Genomic DNA, 6110 nt, shown 5'->3' with positions numbered 1-6110 from the left:
CTCAGGGCGCAGGCGAAAGCCGCGATCCCGGCCGGAGCGATGCTCACGAAGCGCCTGAGCTGCACAGCCTGCAAGCATATCGAAGATCGACGCGTCGCCCTGAGCGACGCCTCTGGCCCGTTCGCGTGCTCGCGCTGCGGCTCGGCGACCCGATGACGAGAAACGCCGTCAGCTCGTGGAAGCCGACGGCGCTCGACAAAGCCCACACTGCAAAAATGAAGGCAACGCACAATGACGCAATTCGCGAAGAAACTCAATGAGATCGACCGCTCGCCAATCTGGAATGCGACCGCGCTCATCAGCTTGGGCTTCATCGCCCACGCCGCGCTGGTCGCGCTGGCCGGCTGACGAAACGAGAACGCCGCCGGAGCGGGAACTCCGGCGGCGCGAAACCTTGAACACTAGGAAATTATCAATGGCAGATACCGACGAGAAAGTCCAACCAGACGCCGCCCGAAAGGCGAGGCGCGAGTGGCTGGACGCCATGGCCGCCGATCCCGCTGTGCCGGCCGGAGCATTCAGAACAGCCTATGCGCTAGCGGGCTACATCAACACCCGGACTGGAGAGGCTTGGCCGTCCCAGACGACGCTGGCGGAGCGATCCGGTATCGGCGATCGCGCCGTTCGCAAGCACCTCGACGCGCTCCAGCGGCTCGGCTGGTTGATCGTCCTGACCGGGCGCGATCGGACTGCTCCGAAGACGACGCGCGGCCTTCACTATCGGATCGTACGGCCTGAGCAAACCGGAACGCTGGTTCCGGTTTCAGGCGACATCCAAACCGGTACGGATGCGCAGGCAAACTGGAACGATCGAGCACTCAAACCGGAACAAACGTGCAGCCAAACCGGAACGCCCGTTCCTACTAACCTTGTAGAACCTCTTAAGAAGGGGCCGCGCTCAAGCGCGGACCCCATTCAAGATAGAGAACGTAACTCCCCGGCCCGTGCGCGCTTCGGCGCGCCCGACCGGTGGACCGGCGAGGAGGATGCTTTCGACGATCGAGAGCTTCGGCCAGACAACCTCGACGGCCCGCTCAATCCTCCGATCGACCCGGCACCTCCGCCGGATGAATACGAAGGCCCCGCCGCCGGCGATCTAATCGACCTCGGCGGCGGCGCGACCATCGAGGCGCGACCCGAAGGCGATGATACTGCGGCGGCCAGAACCGTCGACCCTGCCAGCGCAGTTCGCGAAGCTCTGTCCCGCCGAAGGCTCGACGTGAGCGCTCCGCTCGATCCCGATGAGATCGACCAGCTGTCCCGCGAGATTGCTTCGGAGACAGGGCTTACGCTCGCAGTTGTCGAAGACGCGCTGGCCGACATCATTGATCCCGTCGGCGAAGACATCCCATGGGGCGACCCGATCTATGCGGAGGCAAGCGCATGACCCAGCAGCTTCATTTCAACTTTGACCCGCAGCCGGGGGCCATCCGGCTCTTGCCCTTGCGACGCAACGAGCGGGCGGCACGCGATTTCGCCACCTACCTCATGACGCTGCCAGACGATCAGCGCCCGGGCGCGTGGCGGCGACGGATGAACCGGCTTGTCCGGCAGCGGGTAGCCGCCGGTGTCCCGCGAGCTATCGCCGTTTGCCGACGTGACGGGCTTCGCGACAGTCGTCAGGGCAGCGCTCGCCTACGGCTTTGCCACCCCGAAACCTGTGCCGTTCGACGCTCCGGCTGCTGAGGTGATTGACCTCGACGCTGCCCGCAGCCGGCGCACCGCATCGACTGGCGACGCTCCGCGCCGCCGTCGCCCATCGCAGACCAGTGAGGCCGCACGATGATCGACGCACCTGTTATTCGCCCCGGCGTCGAGTGGGTCGACCGCGCCGTGGCCGCCGTGATCGCGGCTCCGCCAGATCAGGTGGGCGAGGTTTTGGCGGGCCAGCTCGTCACCTTCGCAGGATGGTGCTGCGCCCAAGGCGCGACCGTCGACGACGCGACGGCGGCCGCCAAGGAACTGGCCGCCGCCATCCAGCGAACCATCAGGGCGATGGGCGTAATCGCCGTGCCACCGCCAACCCCAGCAAAACACTGACCAGCGCCCGGCATCAGCCGGAGCGCGAGAAGCAAACCAATGACAGCCCAGAAGACCACCACCAATCCCGCCCGCCCCACCGCCGATGCCACGCTCTCGCGGCTGCTGGCGCGCACCGACACGCCGGATTGCGACACGTATCGCGACGGCCTCCGGGCGGCGATCTTCCGGCTCGGCTCGGCCGCCGACGAGGCCACCCTGACAGCGTTCGCGGCCGGGCACCGCAACGGCTACGCCACGGCCTTCGCGACGGCTCGCGAAACGATCATGGCCGAGCTGGCCGGCGAGACGAAGCCGGAGCCGGAGAACGCTGACGCGATCCGCGACGCGGCCGCACGTCAGGAGCGCGACCGCATCAAGGCAATTCTCGCCCTCGACGAGGCGAAAGATCGCAAGGCTTCCGCGATCCACATCGCCTTGGCTGGCCTCGGGGCTGCGGAGGCCGCCAGCGCCCTATCGGGGCTGCCCATCGAGGGCGGAGAGGCGGCACCGCCCCCGCGCCGCCATATCGAGCACAGGGACGCGCTCGTAATTTTCGACCCGACTGCTGATCGCCTTGCCGGATATGGTCCCGACGCAGCAGCCCACCGGCGGCAGGCTGCGTGGGGCCGCGCCATCGACGCCGCAAACAGGGGGCAAGACGATGCGACGGGATGACCGGGACCTAATCCGGCGCTCCGACCCTGAGTGGCCGCCTTCACCCGACACGCTCGACCTGAATGATGGACGTTGGCTAACCCCCAAGCAAACCGCGTATATCGCGAAGACTTCGGAGCGCACTGTATGGCGATGGATAGCAACTAAGGACGTGTCGATCCGAGTTGGTGGGCGCGTCTACCTTGATCGCCGCCGTCTATTCGAAATGTGAAACATGGCCCGCCACCAAGGCGGGCCTTTTTTGCGTGTCAGAGCATGGCGTGCTTTGGCAAATACGCTCCGCAAGCGCGATCCGGCATGATGGCTCCAGTGAATTTGCGGAGCTAACAATGTCCGAACCAGCCACCTCCCCCATGACTGCGGCGCTGTCCGCTGCCATCGCCGCCCAAGGGCACGTCAATTTTCAATCGGGCGATCCCATCGAAGTACTACCCCCAGCAACTCGCGCAAAGTTCGAGCGCGCCGTCGCCGACCGAGACGCGGCGCAGGCCGCATACCAGCACGCCAGCTCAGCATGGCAGGCCGCTTGGTCGGAGGCGGGCCGCGCCGAGGCGTTCGCTCGCCAGCGGGCCGGATTGCCTGTCGGCATCAGCTACGGGCACCCTGCCGATGCGGCTCTCGCAGCCATTGAAAACGAGCGCGACCACGATGCCCGCACCGCCGCCGCGATGGCTCCGGTTCACGCCGCAAAGGCTCGCGTCGCCGCCGCCGCCGATGCGCGCGACCGCGCGGCGGATCGGCAGGCACAGCACGCGTTCGTCGCCACGGTCGAAGACTGGTTGGCCCGCCACGCCCGACCGGGCGTCGTTTTCGATGTGGCCCCGGCTTTGTCGCTGGGCAAAGTGCGTGGCGACATCACTGCCGCAATCGCGCAGTGCCGGGACGAGCTCGCGCACCTCGATGGGGAATTTGCCATGGCTGAGGCCGCTCCGCTTCCAGCGGCCGAGCTTCGCGAGCGCGCGATTGCCGAGATTGACCGGGTTGCGGCTCAGGGCGCGCTGACGCTTAACCCTCGCAACCGCTCCGGCGATCCTATGGGGCTGGCCCGCCGTCTCAGCCTCGGCACCGCGATTGGTGCGAGCAGCGCAACCCACATCCTCGGCACCGCCGGCGCACCGCTGTTCGTCCATCTGATGCGAGATGCACTGGTCGCTGAAGTCGACCGGCAGTTGGCGGTCGCCGACCTCACCGGCGCGTTGAGCGACGCCGAGCGCGATGATGTGTTCGCCGCGCTGGCGGCCCGGCGGCTGGAGGTGGAGCGTCGAGAGGAGCGACTGATCGAGATGGCCGAGGCCGAGGGCCGGATCGTGCAGCGCCGGCCGGACCTCGATCCGCGCGCGTTCCTCGGCATCGTCGCCTGATCAGCCCAGCCCGTCGCCATCAGGGCGGCGGGCGGCCAACGCTGTAGGAGCGCCGTACACGGGCGCTAGACGGGGAGCGGTGTCCGTACCTCTGCGATGGATTGAGGCCGCTCACGGGCCGCCGCTGCGGCTTGTAGGGGGTGGTGGATAGGGACCGTACCCCTAGGGTCAGAGCCCGCGCAGGCGCGGCGCGCCGTTCTTGCGTGTGTTTGAACTTTCAGATTTTCCGGTTGGCTTGGCTTTTGGAATGGCAGGTTTCCGAGGTCGCAAGCATTGCCGGGCAACAGGATCAGGCTCCCGCGTCGCAGCCGGAAGCCGACAGAACAAGGCGGCTGCTCCTTAGCGGCCCTCTCCGGCCCACAGCCCGCATCCCCGCCGCCGAGGTTCATTTTGGGGGAAATGCGGGAATGGAGCGCGGCCACTGCGAGAAGTGGCACGGGGCCGTCCTTCGGGGCGGCCCCTCTTTTTCGTGCGCGCCATCCGCCAGACTTGGAAATCCCAATCCACGGGTCCGAAATCGGGCCTAGATCGCTGTTTTTACAAGTGATTTACAAGTGTGCGGCGGGCATCCTGCGCTCTATCATCGGGCATCCAACGGAGGTGAGGATGGATCGAGAAGCAGCAATCCGCGATCTGGGCGAGGCCTACGTCCTGCGCATCGAGCGTCTGGCCGCCGTCCATGCGGCGGCGGAAGGATACGATGAAGCTGGATGGGCCTCGGTGCGCGCGGAGAGGACGTTTGCTTTTCAGATGATGATGGCGCTCGACCCGAACACCCGCGCTCGCGCCGACGCCGCTCCTGCATGGGACTGACGGGGCAGCATGGCCGCGTCCCAGCGCCATCAACTCCCGGCACTGTGGGTTCCCCGCGATCTCGCGTTGACAGCGGTGCCCGGCTCGACCTAAGCGATCCTCGGGCGTCCCCCTGCAAATACCCGTTTAGGCAACAGTCTAGGCATCGCCAAATGCCGTTCGCGCAGTTCAGCGACGTGACGGGCCGCCGAGGCCTCCTCGGCTCGGGTATTAGGAGGACCGGCAATGGGGTCTCCCCATAAACCTGCCCTTGTGCGCTGCGTCCGCCACGCGATCCGTTGGGTCAAGTGGCTGTGGAACCTCTACAAGGTCTGTGACCTTGTGTGGTGGCTGGCCGACGCTTAAAGGCACATGAGCTGCGGGGGACGTCCACACCTCGATCGAATTGCGACAGTCAGCGAAATCGTCTAGCCAGACCGATCGCGGCGCGCTATCCCATTCCCATGATGGCCCGAACGACCTCCACTGTTGAGAACGTTCCCCTTGGGATAGGTTATTACACCGTCCCTGAGGCTGCCCGCCTTTTGAAAACGCCGGCTCGCAACATCAACCGCTGGTTGGGGGGCTACACGTACTCTGCAAAAGGTGAGACGGTGAAGATGCCGCCTCTCTGGACGCCGGAGCTTCCGGCCGGAGAGAAGCATATCGAGCTGGGCTTTCGCGATCTGATAGAGCTTCGGTTCGTCAAGGCCTTTATGGAGCTGGGCCTCCATCTGAAGACCATCCGCAATTGCCTCGACTACGCCCGCGAATGCGTCGACGACGATCGACCTTTCTCGACGCGCCGGTTCCAGAGCGACGGACGCACCATCTTTCTCGACAGCCTCAAGCACACGGGCGAGCAGGAACTGCTCGACCTGAAGCGCCGCCAGTATGTGTTCAAGCATGCAATTGAGCGCACGTTCAAAGATTTGGACATCGACAACGACGCGGTGACGCGCTGGCGGCCGTTCAACGGCAAGCGCTCGATCGTTCTCGATCCAACGCGTTCCTTCGGGCAGCCCATTGCTGCCGACTATGGAGTTCCGACTGTTGCTCTGGCTGAGGCAGTGGAAGCCGAGGGCTCAATCGAACGTGTGGCAGCGCTTTACGAGGTTCCGGCGACCGTCGTCAGGGATGCTGTGAAGTTCGAAGAATACCTGATCGCCGCATGAAGGTTCTCGTCGATGAGAACTTGCCTCCTCCACTCGCCCGTTCGCTCAATGCCCTTTTTGCTGGTCAACACGAAATCGTACATGT

General features: G+C 65.4%; 7 protein-coding genes. All 7 read left to right on the top strand.

Annotation, left to right across the window (positions count from 1 at the left end; genetic code table 11):
• Positions 1-260 (top strand): hypothetical protein (locus tag AC6A67_RS00890; RefSeq protein WP_498034635.1); only part of this gene is annotated, 260 nt, incomplete at its 5' end.
• 155 nt (positions 261-415) lie between these two features.
• Positions 416-1387 carry a helix-turn-helix domain-containing protein gene (locus AC6A67_RS00885; protein WP_498034634.1) on the top strand — a complete coding sequence of 324 codons (972 nt, stop codon included), beginning with the start codon at positions 416-418 and terminating at the stop codon, positions 1385-1387.
• Between the two features lie 395 nt (positions 1388-1782).
• The gene (locus AC6A67_RS00880; RefSeq protein WP_498034633.1) at positions 1783-2040 is read left to right on the top strand and encodes a hypothetical protein; all 258 of its coding nucleotides are present in this window, start codon (positions 1783-1785) and stop codon (positions 2038-2040) included.
• 39 nt (positions 2041-2079) lie between these two features.
• Positions 2080-2697, top strand: a complete 618-nt coding sequence (locus tag AC6A67_RS00875) for a hypothetical protein (protein WP_498034632.1) — start codon at positions 2080-2082, stop codon at positions 2695-2697.
• 329 nt (positions 2698-3026) lie between these two features.
• Complete coding sequence (locus AC6A67_RS00870; RefSeq protein WP_498034631.1) at positions 3027-4058, top strand: hypothetical protein; 1032 nt, start codon at positions 3027-3029, stop codon at positions 4056-4058.
• Between the two features lie 606 nt (positions 4059-4664).
• Complete coding sequence (locus AC6A67_RS00865) at positions 4665-4871, top strand: hypothetical protein (protein WP_498034630.1); 207 nt, start codon at positions 4665-4667, stop codon at positions 4869-4871.
• Between the two features lie 524 nt (positions 4872-5395).
• Positions 5396-6025: a hypothetical protein gene (locus AC6A67_RS00860; RefSeq protein WP_498034629.1), complete on the top strand. Its 630-nt coding sequence runs from the start codon at positions 5396-5398 to the stop codon at positions 6023-6025.
• The last annotated feature ends 85 nt before the right edge of the window (positions 6026-6110 follow it).

The sequence above is a fragment of the Camelimonas sp. FR25 genome (assembly GCF_059740505.1).
This window is presented reverse-complemented; position numbering and strand designations above follow the sequence as displayed.